This is a genomic window from Endozoicomonas sp. ALB091, from assembly GCF_049310265.1.
GTDB lineage: Bacteria > Pseudomonadota > Gammaproteobacteria > Pseudomonadales > Endozoicomonadaceae > Endozoicomonas.
In genome coordinates, this window is the sequence record NZ_JBLYNQ010000008.1 from 604658 (window position 1) to 630955 (window position 26298).

The following is a 26298-nucleotide window of genomic DNA, read 5'->3' on the forward strand; positions in this document are numbered from 1 at the left end:
TGGCCCGGGGCAAACCGGAATTGCCATTATATGTTCATGAAACGTCTTGTCCGTGGAGCCTGCCTGCTGGTCACTCTTATCGCCAGCTCACAAGTGCTGGCAACCATGTCTCTTGATCGTATGATCGTCTACTTCAAGCCAGACCAGCTGCCACGGCAGGATGTGGTGGTCTCCAATCCGGATAAAGAAAATCTCTACCTGCAAACTGAAGTGTACAACGTCATCAATCCCGGTACGGAGCAGGAAGAACGTATTCGGGTAACAGACCCCAATGACATCAAACTGCTGGCCACACCGGGAAAAGCCATTATTCCGCCCAATGGCCGTAAAACCGTAAGGTTGGTGAGTCTGGAAACCCCCAAAGATAAAGAGCTGGTCTATCGAGTAACCTTCCGTCCTGTGGTTGGTGACCTGGAAGCCAAACAAACCGCCATCAAACTGCTGGTAGCCTATCAGGCCCTGGTCTTTGTGCGCCCTCAGAACCCTGAGTATAAAGTGGAGGGTAAATTGGATAATGGCAAAATGACGTTTACCAATAGCGGCAATATCAACGTGGTGCTTCGTAATGGAAAATACTGCACCAGTAATGCGCAAGAGAGCTGTACTGACCTGAGCGACGGTACTCGTATTTATGCCGGTGAAAGTTGGGAAATGCCTCTGCCCGAGGGTGCAGCAAAAGGTAAAGGGTTTATTCAGTATGGCCTGTTCGATGGTGAGTTTGAGGAGACTCAGAAGTTCTCTCTGTAAATACAGGCGATTTGTCGCTTGGTGAAGCTCCCGGTGGGATGATTCGAGAGTTCCTTAACAGAACCATCTGGCACCCTGCCGAAATCTTGGGAACAGGATTGCCGGAGACCCGGAAACAAATCAATATAGCTCTCCATGGCAATATGATTCTGATCCACTTTAACGGATAAGGTTTTGAGATCACGGGGCAGTGTCAGCACCACCTGCTCAAGGTCGGCAGTAGCCTTATGGTTGGAAAGCAGCAGGTCCTGATGTTTCTTCATATGGCTGGCCAGGGTATCCACCCCCTTGCTGGTATCCACCTGGTTACGACGCACCTTCCTCACTTCTTCTAATCGGGTCAGGCGGAACTCGTAACGTTCGACGGTCATTATTATCATCCTCATCACTTGCCTGGAGTGTCAAAGCCAGACCAGAGCAGTAGAAATGCAAATATTCAAACTGCTGCCTTTGAGTTACGGTCGGGAGCGGTGTTGTCAGTGCGGCAAAGTAAAGAGCAACGCAAACGAGAAATGAGTTTTGCCGGGCCGTAATGTTTGTGGTAAACAGGCTGTTTGTCAGTTGGTAGTTTTATTCGGTAGTGAGTTGTGAGATTTTCTGTTTTATGGGGAATTCTCCTCTTTCTTTCATTTCAGGTTGATGGATTACAGGGTAGCCGGGTTGAGCAGGGCGGTAACCAGCCATTCATAAATATGCCCGACGATAACTTCAGTGAGGTCTGGAGCGGCGAAGAAACGCTGGTTCTCAAGACATCCTTCTGTCTCACGGTTAGCCCAGGGGATGATATGAAAGAACTCAGATTTGGACCCTTGAGCACCGGCCTCTATAGAAGTGGACTTAATGACAGTTTCATCAGCAAAGTGGTGTTTACCGGCAAAGGCAAGGCGGTAGAAGGAAAAAAAATAGAGCTTCAGCCCGACAGGACTTCAGTAGCAACTATTGCCTCAGGCAGTTCTTCAGGTCCATCCCAGTGTCCTGATTATGAATTTGAACTGCAGATTCATATCGCCAGTAAAAAAATAGAAACGCTTGACTTGCTTGGACTGCAAAAGGCCTGGCTGGACTTCACTGTCGGGCCTCCTAGCCGCCGGGAGTCAAAAATAATCCGGATTGATCTGGATATTAAAACACTGTACCGCATCTCCGGCTTAAGTGATGTTGAGATTACCCCGGAAGATGGTGGCGGCGCATGGTTGTGGAAGGAAATGCTTTTTTGTGTGTATGGTACCCATGGCACTTATTACAGGGTGAGTCTGAAATCCGCCAGACGTCCCCTTGAGGGCTTTTACCTGTCAGACAGTACCAACCGGAACAAAATTTCTTATCGCATCAGTTTAAGGGGGGATGGGAGTTCAAATTGGAGTATTTTTAATGGTCCGGGTAAAAGCAAATATAAATATAAGAGCAGTCGCAGTAAAATCTGTAATGGTTCCACCAATGTCAGGTTACGGGTGGAGATTCTGAAGTCAGATCTTCCGGCACGCAGCGCAGGCAGTTACAGCGATGTTATGGAAATAACCATTGAGCCGTAAAGCAGACACGGAGTTTCAATGTAGTTTGCATTCGTTCCCACGCGGAGCGAGGTTGACCCGAAACCTGCGTCCCGAAACCCGGAAAAATGGTCTTGATGCAGGTCGGTTCGCAGGCGAGCCGACTCGTGGCCTACGCGGTGAGACCCTTTTATGGGTTTTGCGACAACCTCAGGAGCATGGGGACGAGAGAAAAAGTGTCCGGAAAAGTGAAGTAAGGAAAGGGATAAGCCAGATATTAGTATCAGTCTTCTCATAAAGGCTCAACGGTGAGATAAAGTGTGCCTTTGTATACTCCGGCTGGCTTACCATTTATCCATTTATCCAGAACCACAACCCTCACTTTAGTGTTGTTACTATCACTGCAATTTAGCGAGGTACTGCTGTTCTTTGCCTCCAGCCATTTTCCGGGATCGACCTTACTAAGCTTGGACCCATCGCTGGATAAACGCACCCTGTAGGGAATGGTGTTACTGCCATTGGAAAGAAGGAAGGGGGCGTTTGCTTCTGCGCCACCGCTGGCCTTTATACGATAATCAGCGCCCCCTGACACAAACACGCAAAAGGGCTCATCCTGGCGATAGCGATTATTGCCTCGTCTGGTCAGCACCATATCGTCCAACCCGCTGATCTTGACCAGGGTTGGCAAGTTTACCGTGAAATTAACATCAGAATGGTAGCTCGCTGAACCCTGACCGATATCAACGGAAAAGTTACCGCTGTAACTGCCTGGCAGGATACTTTGCAGTTCGGAAGACAGCAGCTCAAACCGAACCCATGCTTGAGAAAAGGGCTGATCTTCACAGGAGGTGGCACCTTGCTGATCCGAAGTCAGATTTCTCGGACCAGGCTCTTCCCAAATGGAGTCGCCACTTACTGGAGCACCACCACGCCACTTAAAAGCAACCGGCAATGTATTATTACCATTTCTTAAGACAAAATCGTCACCTGCCGTATCGCCATCCACCTGCACATCAAACGGTAAACGACTCCAGGCGTTGATATCACTGTTAGCAGAGGGTTTTGTATAGGAAAGAATACAATATTGCTGTTCGCCGTAAATCACAGAGCTGTTATTCATGATCTCTTCTGTCTGAATCGTGATTTCCTGGTCTTCCAGCCCAATCACGTCAGTGCAGCGTTCACTGTTTCCGGAAAGTGAGCTGCATTCCAAAGTAGCAAAAGAGAGAGGGACCCATAGAGTGAAAACGATAGGGGGAAAGCACTTTAGAACGATCGAGAAAATATCATACAACATAACTGATTACTGTCAGTGCCATCACTTCGCTCATACTGAGATAAAAGATGGCCAGACCCTGTTTTATTATTCTAACGTCTGACTGATGTTACAGACTCTATAGAGTTGGAAACCAGCCTTATCAGATCAGGCTTATATACAAGGAGCTAATGTGACGGATTTTTCACCCAAAATCCATCCGGTCAAACAGCGTCGTATAACAAAGTGGAGATTGATGATGGCTGGTTAGTCCGGAGTCACCGTAAATGTCATCGTATCGATGTAAGTGCCTGCTGGCTTATTAATATCTGGCACTATCACCTCTACGATCATGTTTGTTGATGAACATTGATAGTCATCGGTGGCTGAAAACCCCTCTTGGTCACTATTTTTATCGTAAGACTTACTGGTTGCTTTGGAGTCTGTAACTGTAAGTTCATAGTTGATGTAATTGTTATCTCCATTTTTCAGAGCGAATTTTTGTTCAGGCCGACTGGTTCCAGTCAGGCTGGATGCTTCCAGTGAAAATGTATTAGAACCCATGGCATAAACACAGAACCGGTGGCTACCTTTGGCAGAGTTTCCACTGGGAATAAGGGGAATATTGCCCAGTTGTGATATTTGAATAACAGGCAATATCCTAAGTGTGACCTCAAATTCCATCCAGGCTGGACCAAGGCTTTTACCGTCCATAGTGGACTCAGAACTAAACCGGAAAAGGCTGCGATAGTTTCCTGTCATTCCAGTTTTCAGGATGTCTTCCCGGCGAACAGTCGCAGTAATAATCAGCTCATTATTTCTGCACAGGCTAAACCCATTATTGCCAGTCAGGGTGATCGACTGCCCTGGTTTAAATTCAGTTTTATCCTGGGGGGCTCTACCCGCAACAGATTCGATTTCAAGGGTTACAGGTACAGAATGGCCGCCATTTTTCAAGATATATTTGCTATCAGATGCGGGGCCATAAATACTGACTTGCGGATCAAACATTGTACGAGGTCTGCCTTCTAAATAGGCAATGGTACAAAACTGACTTTTACCGCTGGTTTCGGTATTTCCGGGAACAGACTTCTGGCCATTCCAGTCAGGCAAAGGCAGCATATCGGGAAGGCGCTTCACTTTAACCCAGTAGTTACCGTCCTGATCACAGTTGTTGCCAACACAGTCTCTATCACCATAGGCCGTTGTTACTTGAAAAGCGGTAATGCAGAAAAGAAAGAACAGGCAAGTTGAGAGAGGTTTTGCCTTTTTTTTATAGGTTTGTGTGACAACAGCGCTCACAGTATGTCCTGATAAATAGGGATTGGTTGGTTATGTTTCCAGATTTTGACAGCCTGTAGCGTTCTGCAGGCTGACTAACGGGTAGAAATGACATTATTCGTCAATAGCATTTCGCCCGGTAATCGCCAGCTGGCCCTCCAGCAACGGTGCACACTGGGCATCGGCAAGATCTATGGTGCCCATCTGCAATACATAACCGGCATTCAGTGGTTTAACCGGTAGCTGACAGAGCCAGCCATTGTTCAGTTCTACCTGCAGGTTACCGACATCGGAACGGGTTTCCAATTGGAACATACCGATATCGTCTGTACTGCCAGGGAAGAGGCCCCCGTTAATACGGGCACCTTCCAGTGGCAGACCGTTAAACAGTAGTCGTCCAAACAGCAGCTGCAGGGGAATCGCTTCGTAATCCAGAGTCACCACATTGCCAGGGTAGAGGGTGACAGTTTTTTCCCGCTCATCAAAGCTGTAAAGGGTTTCACCGGCCGGACTCAGGCTGACCCGGTATTGCTCGTAGGGTGACAGGGCAATAATGGATGGGGAGCCGGCAATGGCATAACCACGACGCTGGCCATTTACCTTTACGTCAAATACATCACCGGGGCGGCCATCCAGATTCACCACCAGGGCGCTCTCGGCACGCTCTTCACCACCCAGGGCAAACACTTCACCGTCCGTCAGGAAGCTGGTGCTCATACTGCCGCCCCAGGAGGTGATACTGCTGTCACTGCTGCGGGTATGGCTGGCACTGAAGCTGGCCCGGCCATAGTGGTTGGCGTACTGCACGCTGCCATCCATACGTTCATCACCGGTGCCGCCTTCAACGCCTGCATCAACACGCAGATCGCCATCCAGCAGATGACCATCAACCCAGGAGGTAGAAAGCCGCAGTCGTTCAGAACTGTCGGTTTCACCATTCCGCTTGCTGATCTGTGCCCGTGGTGTGGCCCGGAAGTTCCAGCGGTCTGCACGGTAACGGAAGCTGAAGCTGACCAGGCCAATCTCGGTATCGCTGGATTTGCTCAGGCTCAGGGTCACATCGCCATCGTAATCAAAGGTGCGAAATAGAGTACGGCGATAGTCCAGGCTGTGAGTACGGGTCGGGTCCTGCTCTTCGTTGTTGTCGTCATAGCTCTGGTTCAGGCTGTAACGGTAGCCCAGGCTGCCGTCGAACAGGGGCATGGAAGCAGAAAAAGAGTGCTGTTCAAAGGCGTTGCCAAACAGGCCGGGTATTTCATTGCCATCATCATCAACATCGTTAGTCAGTGACTCATCGTGCCATAAACGACGGTAGTTTCCCGAAAGTGATAAGTCACCCAGACTCAGACGACTGTTGACGGTAAAACCCTTGCTGCCATTATCTGCCAGCATCAGTGATGGTGAGATCTCATAACGGTAGCCAAAGTGGTAAAGCCCGAACTCCATCAGGGCGTCGTCATTATTGATGGCCACCGCACCTGTGGCGGCCAGAGTATCAAGCACCCGACGGTTGGCTCCGGCGCGGGTCAGCCATTGTTCCGTCAGCTCTGGCAGGGCTTTATCCGCTTGACGGTTCACCACCCGGCCGGTTTCCATAAAGAACAGCCATTCGCCGCTGGGTGGAATCTGGCTCTGCTTGGCAAAGAAGCGGGTTTCCGTGGTGGTCCGATTGCCGCTTTCATCGAGAATACGAATTTCAATATCGTAAGCGCCACTGGGAAAGCTGCTGGTATCCAGCTGCTGGGAACCTGCCTCGAAGAACTCGCTGTCGATCAGTCGGTCATCCTTGCGCACTTCCACCCGGCCACGGGTGGGCAGGAACACGGCCACCGGCATACCACCGGAGAAGTCCAGGTCTTCCCGGGTATTGTTGGAACTGTTAATTCGCAGGCCGACCATCGGCTGGTCAGAGGTCAGGTTGAAGCCAAAACCGCTGGTGGATAACAGACCAGCGTTGTATTCAACCCCTTCAAAGTCCCGCTGACCGTACAACTGATTGACGGAGAAGTGGTTGGTATCGGAATAGTCCCAGCTCCAGTAGAGGTTGTTTTCTTTCCAGGCGGCCATGGTCAGGCCATTGAGTGTATAGCTGTTATCGCTGCCCTCGGCTGTGGAGCCGGAAACCGCCGCAGAAAAGTTCTGCATCAGGGCAAAGCCCGCATCGGAAGGGGGCAGGTATTTGCGCACATCGGCGGCGCGGGTCAGCATAAAACGACGGTTGATGAATATATCCACACGGAAGCGGGATTCGTCAAAGATTACCCCGGCCACCCGCGTTTCCAGGATACCGCAGTTTTGTGATGAATCATTCAGGCACACCCGATCACTATGGCTGTTCAGTTCGCCGGTCAGGGTGCTGACAATCAGGGTTGGGTCATTCAGATTACCGATCTGGCGCACCAGCTCAGCGGGGTTGGGCAGTTCAATAATGCCGGGGCTGAACGAGGCCAGCTGGGAGCCGATATAGCGGTTGCCGAAATAGATATCCACCAGGGATTGCTGGGTGCTGCTGAGATCTTCAAACCCGGCGGGTGGGTTGGTGGCGGCAAGAAAAATAGGGTCGGCAGCAAGTGCCATTTGGCTGCAAGCGCACATGGAAAATACAAAAAACAATCTAGCGATGTACTGCCAACGACGCATAATAGGTGGTCTTATCCTGGTTGTTTAACCACAAAGATGCTGAAAATTGCTCCAGTATTTTCAGCGTTTTCACGATCCCTGGCGGTGGCACAGGGATCTCAGAGTTTATATTCTCGTTCCCACGCTCTGCGTGGGAACGAGGCCAGCGAACCGGCCTACCTTTGTTTCAAGAATCAAGACCTGACCCTTGTTTGCTAGAATCAAGACCTGACCCTTGTTTTTTGCTTGTTTTTTCTTGTTTTTCTGACCCTGGTTTCTCTTACTTGACTCCAGTTTTTGGGTATGCATTCCCACGGGGAACCGTGGGAATGAGGTCAGATTGGGAATACAGTTACAGTAACTGTGTCACTAAATACACCTGTTCCCTTTGTGCCTTTAACTTGAACTGTAAGGTCTACAGCATTGTAAGTAGAGCCATCAGCACAAGAAGTTGTATCTACAGCATCAGATGAATCTTGTGTTGTGTAGCCCACAGTACTGAATTCACCAGAGTCAAGCTCAGATGCACCACTACCCCAGACTGATTCTTTTGCGTTAGAGGTGTCAGTTATGGAAACAGAATAGTTAGCACCATTTTCGGTTGGAGTGCCTAATTTGAAACTTCCTTCCACACTGAGCCTGACAGTATTATTAGTGTCATTATTTTTGACGCATAGATTCATAGCAGGCGACTTGTCATTACCTGTAAAGTACAAATCATTAAAGCCCCATATTTGTACAATTTGCCCAAGGCTAAGTTTAATATCAAAAGTTCCCTCAGATGTTGCCCCGAGACTTCCTTGAGTTTCGGCCATAGAAGCATTAGACCCCAACAACCCCAAAGAAACCGCCGTCGTCAGCGCCAATGTCTTTAATTTTTTCATTATTTTGCCCTCACGCAGTGGTTAACTGCTGTTTTCTTATGGTTACATTATTATACGGTGACGTTTAATTTGTGAGCGGGAAAAAGGGAAGTGCTCAGGGTGAAGAGTGAATGGTTACCAAGGTATGCCCAGCTCGCCAAGCCCAACCATTCACTGTTTACAGTTAACAATTCACTCACTCTTTCCGTAAACCCAGCCACAAACCTTCTCAAGTCAACACCGGAAAATGTTTATTTTACGACCAAAGTCTTTTTCTGCATTCACACAGACTAAAAGCATTTGGTCAGTCATTATATTTAGCCGCGATTTTTCAACATTCCGGAATTATACACAAGCTTTTTGTGACTTATATCAAATAAGTTTTCTAACCATCGGTTTTTACGAGTATGCAGTACTCAAGCATCTGTGCCTTGTGAATAATTGACAATTTTATGCTCGCGCAATGTGTCTCAATACCTATCATTTGATGATGTTTTACTGCCGCTTCTTCACGCTTGGGGTATTGCCTATTCCCATCCAACTTATGAGCAACGGCATTATGCCAATGCCACCGGGATGGTTTCTGAATGGCTGGCTGTTTGAGACTCAATTATCGCTATTTGGCGTCACAGAAATGTCATGCTCTTGGTCGGGGAGCGCTGTTACTCCCCGGCGTTTACCAATCTGACCTGATAACCGGGGAAGACAGCATCAACCGAGACAATCCAGGCCTTCTGCCTGAGCCTGGGCAACCAACAGGCGGTCAAACGGGTCTTTGTGAATCATGGGAAGCAAGCCGGACAGTTCGGTATGGTGGGGGTGGATAGAAAGCGGCGAAAAACCTTCATCTTCAAGGCAAGATGCCAGCTTAGCAAGGCAGTAAGTTTACCAATCCTTTTTTTATGGCGATTTGAAGCATGTTGGCTGTTGGCTGTTGGCTGTTGGCTGTTGGCCGAAACAGTTGCTGCACTTAAGCTTATCGGGCAGCGGGAGGCGAACCCAACTCAACTAATGCCCTCCAACACCCAGATACTCTATCATTGACACTCTGTCATCTATTGGATCTGCCCATGCTTGATGTTGTCCTCTACCAGCCGGAAATCCCCCCCAATACCGGTAATATTATCCGTCTCTGTGCCAATACCGGATTTCGTCTGCATTTGATAGAACCCCTGGGCTTTGAGCTGGATGATCAGCGATTGAAACGGGCGGGTCTGGATTACCATGAGTTTGCCGAGCTGAAGATTCATCCGGACTACTCAAGTTTTCTGGAATCCGTCAAACCAGGCCGGGTGCTGGCTCTGAGCACCAAGGGAACCACTAATTACAGCTGCTGCACCTTTCGAGAAGGGGATGCCCTGCTGTTTGGCCCGGAAACCCGTGGCCTGCCAGCAGAGATTCTTGACTCTTTGCCGAAAGAGCAGGTGCTGAGATTACCCATGCTCCCGGACAGTCGGAGCCTGAACCTGTCCAATACCGTGGCGGTGATGGTTTATGAAGCCTGGCGGCAGATGGGGTTTATTGGTGGGCGGTAGTATACGGTTTCAATGTATTTGATGGGTTCTCTCTATCAATGACGCCCAAACTCCGTTCGTCCTGAGCGGAGTCGAAGGACGCAAACTCCATACCCTGAGGACTGTCCCAATCACCCTTCGACTCCGCTCAGGATGAACGGGGATAATAGACATCAAACTCATTGAAACCATGTACTAAGACCCGAAAGGCCAGAAGTTTTTATCCACCGTTTGCTGGAAACTCCAGGGGCACTGTTTTGGAAATGAGTTAACTGGCAGATTGGTTTCATCATGAGCATCTTCCACGGCTCGTTGATATGCGACAGGCAACATTTCGTTAAGTTTGCTTTTCAGCCCCGGGGAGTCCATTAATAAACGCTCAATCTGCTTTCTTTGTTCTTTTATGGTTATTACAGCGGAGGCAAAGGGGAGGGGGGGCAGGAAAAGGAAGCCGACTTCAGAAAGAAGTCGGCTAAGCATTAATCAGTTAACCGCTTCCGGCTGCTGCTTGGCAGACTGCTGTTCGCGGGCCTGCATATACAGCGCGTCGAAGTTTACTGGTGCCAGCATAAGCGGAGGGAAGCTGCCGCGCAGTACCAGGTTGTCGATGGCTTCGCGGGCATAGGGGAACAGGATATTCGGGCAGAAGGCACCCAGGGTACGGTGCAGTTCTTCTTCATCCAGACCTTTGGCCAGGAAGACGCCTGCCTGATGTACTTCAGTCACGAAAGCGGTTTCCTTCTTATCTGAAGGGTTGTTGCCGGAACCATTTTCCACGGTTACCGTCAGGGACAGAACCACTTCATACAGACCTTCTTCAAGAGGGCGGTTGCTGGTGCTCAGGTCCAGTTTGACTTCTGGCTGCCACTGCTTCTGAAAGATCTCAGGGGCCTTTGGTGATTCAAAGGAGATGTCTTTCGTGTAGATTCGCTGCAACGCAAACTGCGGAGCCTGCTGTTGTTGAGAAGCCTGCTGATGATTTTCAGCCATTGTCATTTCCTTACTTTTGATGAGCTAATGATAAGCCAAGCGAATAACGCATTTTGGTAATGATCGTGCAGATTGTCCAGCCAGAGCCTATTTTCGGACCACTGGCAGGTTGTCAGAGGCCCAGGTGGACATACCACCCTGTAGTCTGACCACATTGGCAAAGCCCTCGGTTTTCAGGGTTTTGCCAACACTGCCGCTGTGCTGCCCCATGGCATCCACCACAATAATGGTCTTTTCGCGGTATTTCTCCAGTTCACCGGCACGCTCCTTGATTTTTGTATAAGGAACGTTAATGGCGTTGACGATATGACCTTTGGAAAAATCTGCCTTTTCCCGGACGTCGATCACCACGCCCTGGTCCTGGTTGACCATCTGGGTCAGCTGGGCGGTGGAAACGCTTTGCCCACCCTTGCGCATTTCAGTAAAGGCCAAAGCGCTGGCCAGCGCCACCAGTGCACCAACGTGCAGGGGATGGTTAATGATAAACTCGATGAATTGTTCCATGCCGACAAGCTGTCAATCTATCAATTGAAAGGTGGCAAGTATACTGATCCCGTCTCAGGAAAGTAAGGGAATGACGACGGAAAAAAGTGCTGGCCGACTTTTTGTGCGCCTTTTGGTATGTACGGCGCGTTAGTACAAAAAGCCACCGCCAACTAAAATGACTCCATAAACGCTGTCGGTGATATTTGTGCGGAAAGTTTCAGAAAATTGCAGAGACTTCCAGAGGATATCGCCGGTTGACGCCCCCTGGTGTGATAGTTTGCGCTGTTCACTCAAGAGCAGGCATTGCACTGGAAACCGGCGGCAAAGCAGGTAGAATGCCAACCATTCCACTCACCATAAGGTTGGTTCAAGAGATCGCGCTGATAAGTCAGACATTCAGCCTCTTCACCAGCCTTCCCGTTCGCCAAGGTTAAGACCCATGACTGATAAGCGCACACCTACCGCCCTGATCATCCTTGATGGTTACGGCTACCGTGAAGAAAAAGACAGCAACGCCATTCTGGCCGCCAAAACGCCGGTAATGGATCGTCTGTGGCAAGAGAACCCGCACAGCTTCGTTTCCGGTTCCGGAATGGACGTTGGCCTGCCCGATGGCCAGATGGGTAACAGTGAAGTTGGCCATATGAACCTGGGTGCAGGCCGCGTGGTTTACCAGGAACTGACCCGCATTACCAAAGCCATCCGGGACGGTGACTTCTATGAGAATGAGGTGATTACCGGCGTTGTCGATAAAGCCATTCATGCCGGTAAAGCCGTTCATATTATGGGGCTGGTATCTCCGGGTGGTGTTCACAGCCATGAAGACCATATCCATGCCATGGTTGAACTGGCTGACCGTCGTGGTGCCAAAGAAGTCTATGTTCATGCCTTCCTGGATGGCCGTGACACACCGCCGCGCAGCGCTGAATCGTCCCTGGCAAGGCTGGATGCCATGTTGCAGGAAAAAGGCATTGGCCGTGTTGCCAGCCTGATTGGCCGTTACTACGCCATGGACCGTGACAACCGCTGGGATCGTGTCCAGCAGGCTTATGACCTGATCACCGATGGCCAGGCCGAGTTCACTGCCGCAACCGCAGTTGAAGGTTTGCAAGCCGCTTATGAGCGTGACGAGAACGACGAGTTTGTTAAAGCCACCGTTGTTGGTGGTGAAGCCGCCCGGCTGAACGATGGCGACGCACTGGTATTTATGAACTTCCGTGCTGACCGCGCCCGTGAAATCACCCGTGCCTTTGTTGATCAGGACTTTGATGGTTTCCAGCGCAGCCGTGTGGCCGATCTGGCCGGTTTTGTGATGCTGACGCAGTACTCTGCGGACATCGATGCCCCCTGTGCCTTCCCGCCCAGCGAACTGGTGAACACGCTGGGTGAATACATGGAGAAACTGGGCAAAACCCAGCTCCGTATTGCGGAAACCGAGAAGTACGCTCACGTGACCTTTTTCTTCAGCGGTGGTCGTGAAGAGCCGTTTGATGGCGAGAAGCGAGTGCTGGTGGCCTCACCAAAAGTCGCTACCTACGACCTGCAGCCAGAGATGAGTGCTCCGGAAGTCACCGATCGTCTGATTCAGGAAATCCGCAGTGGCGAGCACGACCTGATCATCTGTAACTACGCAAACTGCGACATGGTTGGCCATACCGGTGATTTCAACGCAGCGGTCAAAGCGGTGGAAGCGGTAGACGCGAGCATTGGCCGTGTGCTGGAAGCCCTGGAAGAAGTCGGTGGCCAGTGCCTGATTACTGCGGACCATGGTAATGCCGAACAGATGGAAGACCCGACCACCGGTCAGGCTCATACTGCCCACACCTGTGAGCTGGTGCCACTGGTGTATGCTGGACCGCAAAGCATTCAGCTGAAGGATGGTATTCTGTCTGACCTGGCACCCAGCCTGTTGGCGCTGATGGGTTTGGAGCAGCCTGCCGAGATGTCAGGAAAGTCCCTGCTGATTAATTAAGCTGCTCTGTTTTTTCGATCAGAGTCTGAAGATAAGTGACAGGCTTATCTTCAGATGTTGTCGGACACCACAGGTTAAATGCCTTCACGTCGGCTTCTGTGAGGATAGTGATGGCTTTGATGATATTGCGTCGGGTGAGAGGGGCGACCAGAATCAGGTTCTCCCACCGAAGAATGCCTTTGTGCCGGTACTGGCGGTGTATGCCAGTTTCGATTGAGTTCTACAGTGGATGATGTGACGGTGTGCAGCACTTGCACAGCTTGTTGATCAGGGAGAGATGTGGCCAGTAAAAGATCATCAACAAAGGGAATCTCGGTAAAACCCTGCGCCAGTAAAGCATTCGGACAGAATTTAAGTAATTCTTTCGGAGTAGCCTCAAAGGTTGTCTGTTTATATTGAGTCACTTCTCTATAACAAACTGATCTTGTCGGCTGGGACGGACATGAAGGTCTGTCATCTTTTGGCTGTGAAGTGGCCTGATGCATGAACGAAGTAGGTTGGGCCGATGCACACGGCAGACCGTTTGCAGTCTTGGTGGGCGTTGAAGAATGGCTTGGCTGGGTAGTAGGGGAAAATGGTGGTTGTTGAGGCCTGTCTGGCATCGATGTCTGCGAAAATTGGTCGGGCATTGAATATTTGCCTGACTGACCAAAATAGGAATTAAAATTATTCATCGGTAACGTACCTTTAAATCTTTTATCAAGTTATTTCGGTCTCACGATTTTTACAAAGTACCATAATAGATGAATATTTATTTTTAGTTTGATTTTAAATTCGCAAAGAAACATTTATTTCATTTGCAGTGGTTATCAAAGAACTGAGGAGTTGTTCAGATCCCTGTCAGTAAAGACAGGGATCTGAAAGGCACTGATCGATCAGGAAACAATATCCAACAGTTCCACTTCAAAAACCAGCGTCGTATATGGACCGATGGCACCACCGGCTCCACGCTCACCATAAGCCAGGTGATAAGGAACAAACAGCTTCCACTTGGAACCCACGCTCATCATTTGCAGCGCTTCCGTCCATCCGGCAATCACACCGGATACCGGAAATTCTGCAGGCTCTCCCCGTTGCACGGAGCTGTCGAATACGGTTCCGTCAATCAGTGTGCCATGGTAATGGGTTCTTACCGTGCTGGTACGGGTTGGTTTTTCGCCATCGCCTTCGGCCATTATTTCAAACTGCAGGCCGGATTCCGTGACCTGAACACCTTCACGTTTGGCATTTTCCGCCAGGAACTGTTCACCTTCGGCAGCAAGCACCCGAGCCTTTTCTGCTTCTTCTGCCTGCAGGCGTGTTTGCATTTCAGTAAAGGCTGCGTGCAGATCTTCGTGGGCAACAGCGCTTTCGACACCGTTCAGGGCATCTGCAAGGCCAGCCAGAACCGCATCAATCGATAAGCCCGCGATGGGGTTGGAGGCCAGCTGATCACCCATCTGGCGACCAATACCGTAGCTGACCCGCTCTTCCATGGTTTGGTAAATATCAGACATTAATTATCAACTTCTTTAGGAATTAAGCGTGGGAGTATATCACGATTAGCAAGCGATCCATTGAGATCTGATGGTCAGCAATAGATAACTGCCTACAGTATGAGCCCATTTGGTTAATTGCCAATGTATGCATATTATTTGGTTCAACCCATTTTCAGGAGGTGGAATTGGCAGGCCCAATCATCGCGATCAGTGCTTTGATAAAATCCCTCCCCTTGATCTGGTAATTATTCACAGGCGGATTGGTCAATAGCAAGCCGTTAACCCTGTGCTCAAAATCACGACGGCGAACATGGTTACGCAATTTCATTTGCAGATTCTCCGTCAGTGCATGAAGGCGTTGTTGTTCCTGAAGCAGGTTCGTCAGGTCGTCAGGTTCTTTGGGGGGGGCAGCAGAGTGCAGGGCGATAAACTGTCTGGCTTTATTCAGGGTCAGCAGGGAGCGCATAAACAAGCCATAAATACGCTCATTGGGGCTTTCAGGATGATTAAACAGAATGGTGCGTGGTATGGGAAATACCGCGCCATTCTGCAATTGTTCGGTCAGTGGATCAAGGTTCTCAGCGAGGTATTCCAGCGTATTGTTCAGTAACCTGGTCTCTTCAGTAAACGGCAAACACCATACCGGCCGATCAACGCCGGAAACCTGAATGGCCGCTGCCTTCGCATCGGTTACTCTGTCATCAATATTGACCTGGAGTCCCATTGCTTTCATGCCCAGATCACCGTCTTTCAGATCAATATTGTAGGCGTTTGGCAGTTTAATCGCCTGACACCCCGGGACTCGCCAGATGACGATACCCTGAGGAATGTCTGAATCCTTGTCGGTATTCAGTGCCCGCAGTTTTTCAACGAGCGTTTCGGCAGACACTTCTGTCGTGCAGATAATGTCAATATCATTAAATGATAAGCAGTGTTTCTGTAAAAAACGTGCGTATGAACCGGTAATCAGGATGGGTGGATTGGTATAAGAATGGTTGATTTCCTGGATAATCTCCAGAGCTTTCAGCGTGAGCCCATTTAACATCGGAACCTGATTGTCAGAACACTCCGGTCTACCTGTTGCTGGCCGCTCTGTTGAACCGTGCTTTAGAGTTTGAGCCGCATTGACGGTAACTGCGGCAGACGTATTTTCTGTTTCTTTAAGGTATTCCTTAAGCTGAACAGGGTATGGGGCTGCCCTGCCGGGATTGACGGCGGATGGCGCTGGTGAGGCAGGGGCTGCATATCCACGTCGGTTATAATTGGACCGCCCCGGGGCAATGGCATGTTCCTGTCTGATCAGTAACTCATCCATCAGGTTGGCTGCGGAGCTGTATTGTTCAAACCAGCAGCCCAGGGCATGGCGCAGATTGCTTCCCCGGGGAAAACTCTGAAGGGACTCCAAAACCTGATTCTTATGGACTTGTCGTCCATTAACAGGCCGTCCGGTGATACAGCAGTGTGCCAGGAAGAAAAAATGCAGGCGTGAGTTCTGAAATGAGCACCTCAGTGTTTTGATGGATTGCAATACCTGTTCTGCTGACACTCTCCGATGATCAATGGTCAATTCATACTGCATCGCCATGAATTTCAATACACATTTCAGCCGTTTCTGGAGATCTTTAGCCGGTACGCTGTTTAAGATTTGCCAGGCCCTTTGAATGGTCTCCTGATCTTCGTTGGCTTCATCGTACCACTGAGGTTGTTTCAACCTTTGCATCAGGTATTCAGCTTGCCTTGAAGAATGATTCCCGGGGGCTTTATCATACGCTGCCAATACAATCTGGTTATCCAGGGTGTTGCCATTCACTTCACTGGCATTCAATGCCAGCTGAGCATAAAAAATCGCTCTTTCGAGCAACCAGTTGCCCCGTTCATAGGCCTTGATCACCGCATCCTGTCTGATCTTCCTGCCATTCAACAGCAGGCCTCTCAGGCAACATAGTTCCTTAAAGCGTACTAACCCCAGTTTTCCTTCCTGACTCTTCGGGAAGGCCCTGGCCACTGCATCCGGCGTGACCGGCTGGCCATTCAACAGCAGGCCACTCAGGCAACATTTTTCCTTAAAGCGCGCCAGCCCCAGTTGGCCTTCCGAAGTATCCGGAAAATCCTTGACTACCGAATCCGCAGTGACCAGCTGGCCATTCAATAAGATTCCCCTCAGGAAACACTGCTCCCTAAAGCGCGCTATCCCCAGCTTGCCTTCCGGACTATTTGGGAAACCCTTGATCACCTCTTCCGGTGTGACCCGCTGACCTTTCAACCTCAGCCCCATCAGACAACATTGAAGCTTGAAGTGTGCTACGGCTATTTTACTCTCAGGACTATCCAGGAAAGCCTGAACGACACTATCCGGTGTGATCTGCTGGCCATTCAACAGCAGGCCACTCAGGCAACATCGTTCCTTAAAGTACGCTATACCCAGTTTGCCCTCCCGACTATCCGGAAAATACTTGATCACTTCATCCACAGTGACCTGCTGGCCATTAACCGACATTCCCCTCAGACAGCATTCCGCCTTGAAACGTGCCAGAGCCAGCAATGCTTCAGAGGCCTCATAACCCTTAATCACTGCATCGGCTGTCACCTGTCGGCCATTCAACAACAGCCCCTTCAGACAACAATGTTCTTTAAAGTGCGCTATCTCCAGTATTGCTTTAGCGGCCTGAAAATCTTTAATCACTGCGTCCGGTGTAACCCGTTGGCCGTTCAACATCACGCCCTTCAGGCAACATTGTTCCTTAAAGCGTGCTATCCCCAGTCTACCTTCCGGACTATCCGGGAAATCCTTGACGACTTCCTCCGGTGTGACCTTCTGGCCATTCAATGCCAGGCCCATCAGGCAACATCGTTCCTTAAAGCGGGCTATCTCCAGCGTTGCCCTGACTGCCCGAAAATCCTTAACCACTGCATCCGCAGTGACCGGCTGCCCGTTCAACGGCAGGCTGCTCAGGCAACACGACTCCTTAAAGCGTGCTAACGACAGTTTGCCTTCCCGGCTATCCGGGAAACACTTAACCACCGCATCTGCTGTAACCGGCTGGCCATACAACGGCATTCTCCTCAGAAAACATTCCTGCTTGAAGCGCGCTATCGCCAGTTTGCCTTCCGGACTACCCGGGAAATCCTTAACCACCGCATCCGTTGAGACCTGTTGGCCATTCACCGGTAGCGCCTTCAGGCAGCATTGCGACCTGAAGTACGCTGCCCCCATGTTGCCTTCCGGATTATTCGGGAAATCCTTAATCACCGCATCCGGTGTGACCTGCTGGTCATTCAACGGCCAGCCTTTCAGGCAACATATCGATTTGAAGCGTGCCAGCTCCAGTGCTGCCCTGGCCACCTGAAAACTCTTGACTACCGCATCGGGTGTGATTGTTTGGCCATTTAATGGCAGGTTCTTCAGAAAACATTGCTCTATAAAGTACGCCAGCTCCACTTTTGCCCCGGCCATCTGAAAATCCTTAACTACCGCATCCGCTGTGACCTGCTGGCCATTCACCGGCAGGCGGCTCAGACAGCATTGCGACTTAAAGCGCGCCAGCTCCAGTATTGCCCCGGCGGCCTGAAAATCCTTAATCACCACGTCCGTTGTGACCGGCTGGCCATTCAGCATCAGGCCTCTCAGGCAACATTCTGCCTTGAAGCGCGCTATCTCCAGTATTGCCTTGATGGCCTGAAAGTCATTAATCACCGCATCTGCTGTGACCGGCTGGCCATGCAATGGCAGCTTCCTCAGGCAGCATTCCTCTTTGAAGCGAGCTATCCCCAATTTGCCTTCCGGGCTATCCGGAAAACCCATAACCACTAGATCCGGTGTGACTGGCTGGCCATTCAATATCAGGCCTTTCAGGCAGCATTTCTCTTTAAAACGCGCCAGCTCCAGTGTTGCCCTGGCTGTCTGGTAATCCTTAACCACCGCATCCGCTGTGACCGGCCGCCCGTTTAACATCAGGCCCTTCTGGCAACATTGTTCCTTAAAGCGGGCCAGCTCCAGTGTCGCCCCGGCTGCGTGATAATCCTGAATCACAGCTTCTGCTGTGACCGGCTGGCGATTCAACGACAGGCCCTTCAGGTAACATCGCTCCTTCAGGCGCCCTATCTCCCGCATTGCTCTGGCTGCCTGAAAATCCTTGAATAACTCATCCAGTAATACCGGTTTGCCATTCAACATCAGACCCTTCCGCCAACACAGTTCTTTAAAACGTGCCAGCTCCAGTGTTGCGTTGGCTCCCTGAAAATCCTTAATCACCGCATCCGGTGTCACTTTCTGGCCATGCAATGCCAGGCCCTGCAGGCAACATTCCGCTTTGAAGCGCGCCAGCTCAAGTATTGCCTGGATTGCCTGAAAATCTTTAACCACCGCCTCCGGTGTCACCTTCTGGCCAAGTAACAACAGGCCCTTCAGGCAACACTCTTCCTTAAAGCGTGCTATTGCTAATTTGCACTTGTTGTTCCGACCCGGTTTTCGGTTGAATTCTTGAATGACCCGATCCGGCGTCACTTTTTTATTGCCAGCCAGCACGTTCTGCAAGCAGAGTCTTTGCAGGAAAAAGCCACTTCTGATCGACGTTGTATCATTGCCAAAGGCGGTAAGCACTTCAGCCACGGTAATTACACGTCTTTGTAACTGTTTATTTTGCCAAAAGGCTTCTTCCAGTTGCCTGCCATAATCCGGGGTGGAGGCTCTGCCTCTATAAGACTGACGGTTTGCGACCCTTTTACCGTTAAATGTACTTTTTCTGCGATCAAGAGGCATGCCTGAACCGGCTTCCCGGTTACCAGAAGACACACACTGGGCATAGGTTGATACCGTTGTTTTCAGAATAAAACCCTGAACAATTAGACTTTAAATACTGCCTTTGACCTCAAAATGATTGTTAGGTTCACTCCATTTATGTAATTCCATCCCGGTGACCGGCCGTGACCTTATTCAGGATGCATCATCGCCAGCAGTGTTTTGATGAATTCCTTTCTCTTGATCTCATAATCATTCACATGGAGAGTTGTCGATAGCCAGTTGTTCACTCTGAGTTCAAAATCATGACGGTATGCATGGCTATGCAATTTCATCTGAATTTTCTCAACCAGGGCATGAAGGCGTTGCTGCTCCTGCAACGGGTTTATCGGGTAATCAGGTTGTGCGGTTTTTCTTTCAGAGTGCAGGGCAATAAACTGCCGGGCTTTATTCAGGGTAAGCAGAGAGCGCATAAGCAAGCCATAAATACGCTCATCGGGGGTTTGAGGAGCATTAAAAAGGAGGGTTCTCGGTATGTAAAATACCGGCCCTGTTTGCAACTGCCCGGTTAGGAGGTCAAGATGATCAGCGAGGTGTTCCAGCGTATTGTTCAGTAATCGGGTTTCTTCAGCAAAGGACAAACACCTTACCGGCACCTTAACCCCGGGGACGTGAAAGGCCAACTGCCCTGAATTTTCATGGGTTACCCTGTCGTCAATATTGACCTGAATCACCTTTGCTCCGGTGCCCAGGTCACCGCCTTTAAGATGGATATTATAGGCGTTTGGTAGTTTAATCGCCTGGCATCCCGGGATAGGCCTGATGGTGAGGCTTTGGGGGATTTCTGCATACCTGTCGGTGTTCATTGCCTTTAGCTTGTCAAAGAGTGTTCTGGCGGATTTTTCTGTCGTACAGATAATGTCAATATCATTAAAGAATGAGCAGAGGTTCTGTAAAAAACGCGCGTATGAGCCGGTAATCAGGATGGGAGGATTGGTATAAGCGTCATTGACTTCCTGAATAATCTCCAGTGTTTTTAGCGTTAGCGCACTTAAATACGGAACCTGCTTGTCCGGGAAATCCGTTCTGCCGGTTGTTAGCCATGGCAGCAGAGTTATGGCCAAACTGGAGGTAACGGCTCCCGGAGCAACGGCTCCCGGAGCGACGGCTCCCGGAGCGACGGCACCTTCCCGTTTGAACAGTAAATTATCCATTAAATTGGCTTCGGAGCTGCATTGTCCAAACCAGTAGCCTAAAGCATGGCGAAACCTGCTTCCTTCCGGAAAACTCTGAAGGTGATTTAGTACATAACTCTTATGGATTTTCCGCCCGTTAATGGATTGTCCGGTGATGTAGCAGTGTGCCAGAAAGAAAAAATGCAGGCGAGAACTCTTAAATGAGCACCTCAGTGTTTTGATGGATTGCAACACATGTTCTGCTGATACTCTCTGATGATCGATCGTCAACTCATTACGCATAGCCATGAATTTCAATAGACATTGCAGTCGATGCTGCTCATCACCTTTGACCAGGAGGCCGTTTAAGATCTGCCAGGCCTCTTGAAGTTCATCCTGAGCCTGGTCAGTTTCATCGAACTGCCGAGACTGTTGCAACCTTTGTATCAGGTATTCAGTCTGCTTTAAAGATTGATCCCCGGGTACGTCATTAAACGCTGCTAATACTTTCTGATTATCCAGATAGCTGCCATTCAATTCTCTGGCATTCAGTGCCAGCTGGGCATAAAAAAAAGCTCTTTCAAGCAACCAGCCACCGCGCTCATACCCATTAACCACCGACTCCGGTGTGACTGGCTGGCCATTCAGCGCCAGGCCTCTCAGACAACATTGTTCCTTAAAGCGTGCCAGCTCCAGGGTTGCCTTGACTGCCTGATAATTCTTAACCACCGCATCCGGAGTGACCGGCTGGCCATTCACCAACAGGCCCCTGAGGCAACATTGTTCTTTAAAACGCGTCAGTTCAAGTGTTGCCCTGGCTACCTGAAAATCCTCAACTACCTCATCCGGTGGGATCAGTTTGCCATTCAGTCTCAGCCCTCTCAGGCAACATTCCATCTTAAACCGTGCGATCTCCAGTATTGCCCGGGCTGCCTGATAATCCTTAACCACCGCATCGGGTGGGACCAGCTGGCCATTCAATGCCAGCCCCTTCAGACAACATGCCTCTTTGAAGCGTGCTATCTCCAGTATTGCCCCGGTTATCTGAAAATCCTTAACCACCGCATCCGGTGGAACCGGCCGACCATTCAATGAAAGGCCCTTCAGGCAACATCCCTCTTTGAAGCGCCCTATGGCCAGTCGGCCTTCCACACTGGCCGGGAAATCCTTCACCACTTCATCCGGTGGGATCTGCTGGCCATTCAACGGCAGTCCCCTCAGGCAACATTCCGCTTTGAAGTGCGCCATCCCCAGTTGGCCTCGCGGACTATCCGGGAAACTCTCAACCACTACATCCACTGTAACCGGCTGGCCATTCAACGGCAGTCCCCTCAGGCAACACTGTTCCAGTAAGCGCGCCAGCTCCAGTGTTGCGTTGACGGCCCGATAATCCTTAACCACCTCATCCGGTGGCACCTGCTGGCCATTCAACACCAGGCCCCTCAGGCAACATTCCGATTTAAAGCGTGCCAGTTCCAGTGCTGCCCTGGCCACCTGATAACTCTTAACGACTGCATCCGGTGTGACCGGCTGGCCATTCAACGCCAGCCCCCCCAGGCAACATTGTTCCAGAAAGAGTGCCAGCTCCAGTGTTGCATTGATGGCCTGGAAATCCTTGACCACCTCACCCGGTGGAACCGGCCGACCATTCAATGAAAGGCCCCTCAGGCAACATTCCTCTTTGAAACGAGCCAGTTCCAGTGATGCTTTGAGTACCTGAAAATCCTTAATCACCTCATCCGGTGTGACCGGCTGGCCATTCAACGCCATCCCCTTCAGGCAACACTCCGCTTTGAAGCGTGCCAGCCCAACTGTTGCTTTGGCTGCCTGATAATCCTTAACTACCGCATCCGGCAGGACCGGCTGGCCATTCAACGCCAGTCCCTTCAGGCAACACTCCGTTTTGAAGCGCGCCAGCTCCAGTGTTGCGTTGATGGCCTGATAATCCTTAACCACTGCATCCGGTGTCACCGGCTGGCCATTCAACAACAGACCTCTCAGGCAACAATCACCCTTAAAGCGCGCCAGCTCCAGTGGTGCTTTGGCTGCCTGCAAAGCCTTAACGACCTCATCCGCTGTGACCCGTCGGCCATGCAACGCCAGACCCTTCAGGCAGCATTCCTCTTTAAAGCGCGCCAGCTCCAGCGTTGCTTTGGCTGCCTGAAAATCTTTAACCACCTCACCTGCTGTAACCGGCTGGCCATGCAACACCACGCCCTTCAGGCAGCAATCTGCCTTGAAGCGCGCCAGCTCAAGTACTGCCTTGATTGCCTGAAAGTCCTTAACCACCGCATCCGGTGTCACCTGCTGCCCACGCAATGCCAGGCCCTTCAGGCAACACTTCTCCTTAAAGCGCGCTATCGCTAATTGGTACTTATTGTTTTGATCCGGTTTTCGGTTGAATTCTTGAATGACCTGATCCGGAGTCACTTTTTTATTGCCAGCCAGCACGCTCTGCAAGCAGAGTTTTTGCAGGAAAAAGCCACTTCTGATCGACGATGCATCCTTTCCATAGGCGGTAAGTACATCAGCAGGGATAATTATACGTCTTGGTAACTGTTTATTTTGCCAAAAGGCATCTTCCATTTCTTTGCCATAATCCGGAGTGGCGGCGCTGCCTTTATGAGGCTGACGGTTTGCGACTCGTTTACCATTAAATGTACTTCCGCAGCGACTGGGAACCCTGCCTGAACCGGCTTCCCGGTCACCAGCAGACACACGCTGAGCATAGGTTGATGCTGTTGCTTTCAGAATAAAACCCTGCCCGATAGACGTTAAACACCGCCTTTTGACCGCAAAATGGTTACCAGGTTCATCAGCCAACCTGTAAAAGCGCCATAAATGCTTTATTGCCAAACTCGACATCTAAAAACTGCACGACGCTGGCTGGCAATGACCTCACCACGCGATCTGCCCTGCGACCATAGCTGAGAGAAAGAAAATCATGGAGCAGATTGAGCATATTGCTGTTGGTCAGTGATGAACTGGTTCTTTTGCAGGATGCAAGCCTGGATGGACTGATTGACTTATGTTCCAGCCAATATCTCTCTTCAACCGTTTCAATACAGATAGAAAAAGCGATAAGTAAGTTTTCTTCCTGCACGGGATCAATCTCAACGAGACCCTGCAAATTTTCAGATGGCAAGGAACTGCCTAAAATCTGTTTGCCAAGGTCTTGAACTTTTTCCCCAAGATGTTCAGGGCAGACGAGAAAGTTCCAGTATTCAATGAGGGATTGCTTGACCTCATGGTAAGGTGCCAGATGCTTAATCCCTGTTATTCCCCGATTGTGCAAAAATAATAAAAGATGGAGATAAACATAAACCGGCTCTCCAACTACTCCACCGAACTTTGCACCTAAACCGTCGATATGCTGCTTCCTGTTGTCAATAAGCTGAGAAAGTGAAGGAAGCTTGCCACGTCGGGCCTCTGAAAAGATATTTTTCAGTACAGGAATACGAACATGATGTCTTTGATAACGCTCTATTTGATGAAAATCGCTTCCCGTAATTCTTTGCAGTTGAGCAATCTGGCCAACCAGCGAATTCATATGACTTGGCAATGCAACCGCTGACACTCTGCTCGATGGAAAAACCTGATGTACTTCATAGGAACCAATCGTCCTTTCCGGTGCAGAAGCGCTCATCCGGCTCTCTGCAAGACCGACTTCTGGTTGAGACCTTTTCCGGGAAGAGTCAGCTAATGGAGGTTCTGACATCCGTTTTGCACCAGGGACCCGGTGCCCGGCAGACGAGTGATAATGAGTATCCATGATATTTAAGTTTCAATTGCCAAGGTTGTTGTCTTAAATTCCTTGCTCCCATATAAATCCTTATCAACAGTGCATATTCTAGCCCGGATATTTCATAAACTGCCCCGAATCTCGCGCACGACCACATGGATGTGGGAGATAGGGCGACGCAGGATGCCGAAGCCGAGGACTTTGTCGCTCTAAGGGATTTTGTGAGGGAGCGCCGTACCGGGGAGTACGGTCGACTGAGCAAAACTCCCTTAGAGCGGCAAAGGGCAAGCGAGATCGGGAGCACGTTTATGAAATATCCGGGCTAGCGACTCTGCTGCTTGACAAGTTCGCTGTCAGGGTTGGTAAATGACCGGGCTTCATTGATAACACCTGAAACAGGAAGGTACCAGGAACCATGTCTCTAGCAGTACTGACCAATATTTTCATCATGGTAGCGTTGCTCTATCTGCTTTACCGTTTCCAGAAACACTGCCTGCCGTTCACCTGGCGGGTATTTATCGCCCTGGGTATGGGCGTGGGTTACGGAGCCTGTTTACAGCTTTTTTATGGTTACCCTTCTGAGACCCTGACCGAGTCCATCAACTGGTTCAATATTGTTGGCAACGGCTATGTCAGTCTGTTGAAGATGATTATTGTGCCCCTGGTCATGGTGTCCGTGATCTCGGCTATCCTGAAGCTGAAAGGTGCTGGCACCCTTGGCAGCATCAGTGGCTGGATTCTGACATTGCTGATGGTCACCGTGTCTATTGCTGATGGTCACCGTGTCTATTGCTGGTGCCATTGGTATTATGTCCGCCCTGGGCTTTGGTTTGAGTGCCGAGTCCATTACCTCCGGTGTTCGTGAAGTGGTTCGTGGGGAGCAGCTGCTAAACACGGTGACCAGGGTAGAAAACCTGTCTATTCCCTCTATGCTGATCAGCCTGATCCCTGCCAACCCGTTTATGGATATGACCGGAGCCCGCAGCACTTCCATTATCGGCGTGGTAATTTTCTCCGCTTTTATCGGTGCCGCGGCGCTGGGTCTCCATCCTGAGCAACCTGAAGAGGCCAGCCACTTTAAGCGAACCGTTGACGCTGTCCACGCCATTGTTATGCGTATCGTGACGATGGTATTGCATCTGACCCCCTTCGGTATTCTGGCCTTGATGACCAAAGTGGTGGCAGGCAGTAACGTCACCGACATACTGCAACTGCTTCAGTTTGTCATTGCCTCTTATGCAGCTCTGATTGCCGTCTTTGTGATTCACCTGATCATGGTCACCATGGTGGGTGCCAACCCCATCCGGTTCATCAGGAAAACGTTGCCGGTACTGATCTTTGCCTTTACCTCACGGAGCAGTGCGGGCACCATGCCGCTGACCATTCAGACTTTGACAAAGGGCCTCGGGGTTTCTGAAGGCGTGGCCAACTTTGCCGCATCTTTCGGTACCACCATTGGGCAGAACGGTTGTGCGGGCATTTATCCGGCCATGCTGGCCGTGATGATTGCCCCCACCGTGGGTATTGACCCAACCAGCCTCAGCTTTATTGGCACTCTGATAGTGACCATCGCTATCGGCTCGTTTGGTGTGGCCGGTGTGGGTGGTGGCGCAACCTTTGCTGCACTGATTGTGCTCTCGGCCCTCGGCCTTCCTGTTGAACTGGCGGGCCTGTTAATTTCCATTGAGCCAGTGATTGATATGGGCCGGACTGTCGTCAATGTCAGTGGTGCCATTACCACCGGCTTTGTCAGTGGTCGAGCCATGGGTGAGGTGGATATGGAAACCTTCAACAGCAATGCTTCCCTTGAACTGGATATGGATGCAGTTTCCTGATGTCTGTGAATCAGTCCACGAATTCTGAGTCACTCAGAATCGTCATTATCGGTGGAGAGGCGGCTGGTATGAGTGCCGCAGCCAAAGCCCGTCGGGTGGCCAGATAATGAATA

At 50.3% G+C, this 26298-nt stretch carries 19 protein-coding genes; 6 read left to right on the forward strand and 13 right to left on the reverse strand.

The genetic code is table 11. The annotated features are described in order from the left end of the window. Positions 1-30 precede the first annotated feature (30 nt). On the forward strand, positions 31-747 hold the full coding sequence (locus ACO6UX_RS18955) for a molecular chaperone (RefSeq protein WP_422449929.1): 717 nt from the start codon (positions 31-33) through the stop codon (positions 745-747). Here the strand turns inward: ACO6UX_RS18955 and ACO6UX_RS18960 are convergent. Then, on the reverse strand, positions 729-1118 hold the full coding sequence (locus ACO6UX_RS18960; protein WP_422449930.1) for a hypothetical protein: 390 nt from the start codon (positions 1116-1118) through the stop codon (positions 729-731). The genes ACO6UX_RS18955 and ACO6UX_RS18960 overlap by 19 nt on opposite strands. Before the next feature lie 414 nt (positions 1119-1532). Here ACO6UX_RS18960 and ACO6UX_RS18965 point away from each other — a divergent pair, with 414 nt between their 5' ends. Further along, positions 1533-2279 carry a hypothetical protein gene (locus ACO6UX_RS18965; protein ID WP_422449931.1) on the forward strand — a complete coding sequence of 249 codons (747 nt, stop codon included), beginning with the start codon at positions 1533-1535 and terminating at the stop codon, positions 2277-2279. Positions 2280-2529: 250 nt separating this feature from the next. Here the strand turns inward: ACO6UX_RS18965 and ACO6UX_RS18970 are convergent, their stop codons facing one another. From ACO6UX_RS18970 to ACO6UX_RS18985, 4 genes are all read right to left on the reverse strand, one after another. Beyond that, entirely contained in the window at positions 2530-3357 is an 828-nt protein-coding gene (locus ACO6UX_RS18970; RefSeq protein WP_422449932.1) for a hypothetical protein, read from the reverse strand. A 402-nt stretch (positions 3358-3759) separates the two neighbouring features. Continuing rightward, positions 3760-4794 carry a hypothetical protein gene (locus ACO6UX_RS18975; protein ID WP_422449933.1) on the reverse strand — a complete coding sequence of 345 codons (1035 nt, stop codon included), beginning with the start codon at positions 4792-4794 and terminating at the stop codon, positions 3760-3762. Between the two features lie 93 nt (positions 4795-4887). After that, positions 4888-7350 (reverse strand): TcfC E-set like domain-containing protein, encoded by a 2463-nt coding sequence (locus tag ACO6UX_RS18980; RefSeq protein WP_422449934.1) that lies wholly within the window; start codon positions 7348-7350, stop codon positions 4888-4890. A gap of 377 nt (positions 7351-7727) precedes the next feature. After that, positions 7728-8276: a hypothetical protein gene (locus tag ACO6UX_RS18985; protein WP_422449935.1), complete on the reverse strand. Its 549-nt coding sequence runs from the start codon at positions 8274-8276 to the stop codon at positions 7728-7730. 1049 nt (positions 8277-9325) lie between these two features. Here ACO6UX_RS18985 and trmL point away from each other — a divergent pair. Next, the gene (gene trmL / locus ACO6UX_RS18990; protein WP_422449936.1) at positions 9326-9790 is read left to right on the forward strand and encodes a tRNA (uridine(34)/cytosine(34)/5-carboxymethylaminomethyluridine(34)-2'-O)-methyltransferase TrmL; all 465 of its coding nucleotides are present in this window, start codon (positions 9326-9328) and stop codon (positions 9788-9790) included. 174 nt (positions 9791-9964) lie between these two features. On the opposite strand, the gene ACO6UX_RS18995 is transcribed toward trmL, so the two are convergent. The 3 genes from ACO6UX_RS18995 to ACO6UX_RS19005 all read right to left on the reverse strand — a co-directional run bounded on the left by ACO6UX_RS18995 (position 9965) and on the right by ACO6UX_RS19005 (position 11263). Continuing rightward, entirely contained in the window at positions 9965-10249 is a 285-nt protein-coding gene (locus ACO6UX_RS18995; protein ID WP_422449937.1) for a DUF29 domain-containing protein, read from the reverse strand. A 3-nt stretch (positions 10250-10252) separates the two neighbouring features. After that, complete coding sequence (gene secB / locus ACO6UX_RS19000; RefSeq protein ID WP_241693370.1) at positions 10253-10759, reverse strand: protein-export chaperone SecB; 507 nt, start codon at positions 10757-10759, stop codon at positions 10253-10255. Between the two features lie 87 nt (positions 10760-10846). Next, a complete protein-coding gene (locus tag ACO6UX_RS19005) occupies positions 10847-11263 on the reverse strand; it encodes a rhodanese-like domain-containing protein (RefSeq protein ID WP_422449938.1) in 417 nt (138 codons plus the stop codon). A 421-nt stretch (positions 11264-11684) separates the two neighbouring features. Here ACO6UX_RS19005 and gpmM point away from each other — a divergent pair, with 421 nt between their 5' ends. After that, positions 11685-13217 (forward strand): 2,3-bisphosphoglycerate-independent phosphoglycerate mutase, encoded by a 1533-nt coding sequence (gene gpmM, locus ACO6UX_RS19010; RefSeq protein ID WP_422449939.1) that lies wholly within the window; start codon positions 11685-11687, stop codon positions 13215-13217. A gap of 74 nt (positions 13218-13291) precedes the next feature. Here the strand turns inward: gpmM and ACO6UX_RS19015 are convergent, their stop codons facing one another. From ACO6UX_RS19015 to ACO6UX_RS19035, 5 genes are all read right to left on the reverse strand, one after another. Then, positions 13292-13891, reverse strand: coding sequence for a hypothetical protein (locus ACO6UX_RS19015; RefSeq protein ID WP_422449940.1), 600 nt, complete (start codon positions 13889-13891; stop codon positions 13292-13294). A gap of 201 nt (positions 13892-14092) precedes the next feature. Further along, positions 14093-14713, reverse strand: coding sequence for an FKBP-type peptidyl-prolyl cis-trans isomerase (locus tag ACO6UX_RS19020; RefSeq protein WP_422449941.1), 621 nt, complete (start codon positions 14711-14713; stop codon positions 14093-14095). A gap of 154 nt (positions 14714-14867) precedes the next feature. Beyond that, positions 14868-19487 (reverse strand): hypothetical protein, encoded by a 4620-nt coding sequence (locus ACO6UX_RS19025; RefSeq protein WP_422449942.1) that lies wholly within the window; start codon positions 19485-19487, stop codon positions 14868-14870. A 137-nt stretch (positions 19488-19624) separates the two neighbouring features. Further along, positions 19625-23431, reverse strand: a complete 3807-nt coding sequence (locus ACO6UX_RS19030) for a hypothetical protein (RefSeq protein WP_422449943.1) — start codon at positions 23429-23431, stop codon at positions 19625-19627. Then, complete coding sequence (locus ACO6UX_RS19035; RefSeq protein ID WP_422449944.1) at positions 23424-24326, reverse strand: hypothetical protein; 903 nt, start codon at positions 24324-24326, stop codon at positions 23424-23426. The genes ACO6UX_RS19030 and ACO6UX_RS19035 overlap by 8 nt, the downstream gene beginning before the upstream one ends. 439 nt (positions 24327-24765) lie before the next feature. Between ACO6UX_RS19035 and ACO6UX_RS19040 the strand changes: the two genes are divergently transcribed. Then, entirely contained in the window at positions 24766-25215 is a 450-nt protein-coding gene (locus tag ACO6UX_RS19040; protein WP_422449945.1) for a cation:dicarboxylate symporter family transporter, read from the forward strand. Then, complete coding sequence (locus ACO6UX_RS19045; protein WP_422449946.1) at positions 25133-26185, forward strand: cation:dicarboxylate symporter family transporter; 1053 nt, start codon at positions 25133-25135, stop codon at positions 26183-26185. Before ACO6UX_RS19040 ends, ACO6UX_RS19045 begins: the two co-directional genes overlap by 83 nt. Positions 26186-26298 lie beyond the last annotated feature (113 nt).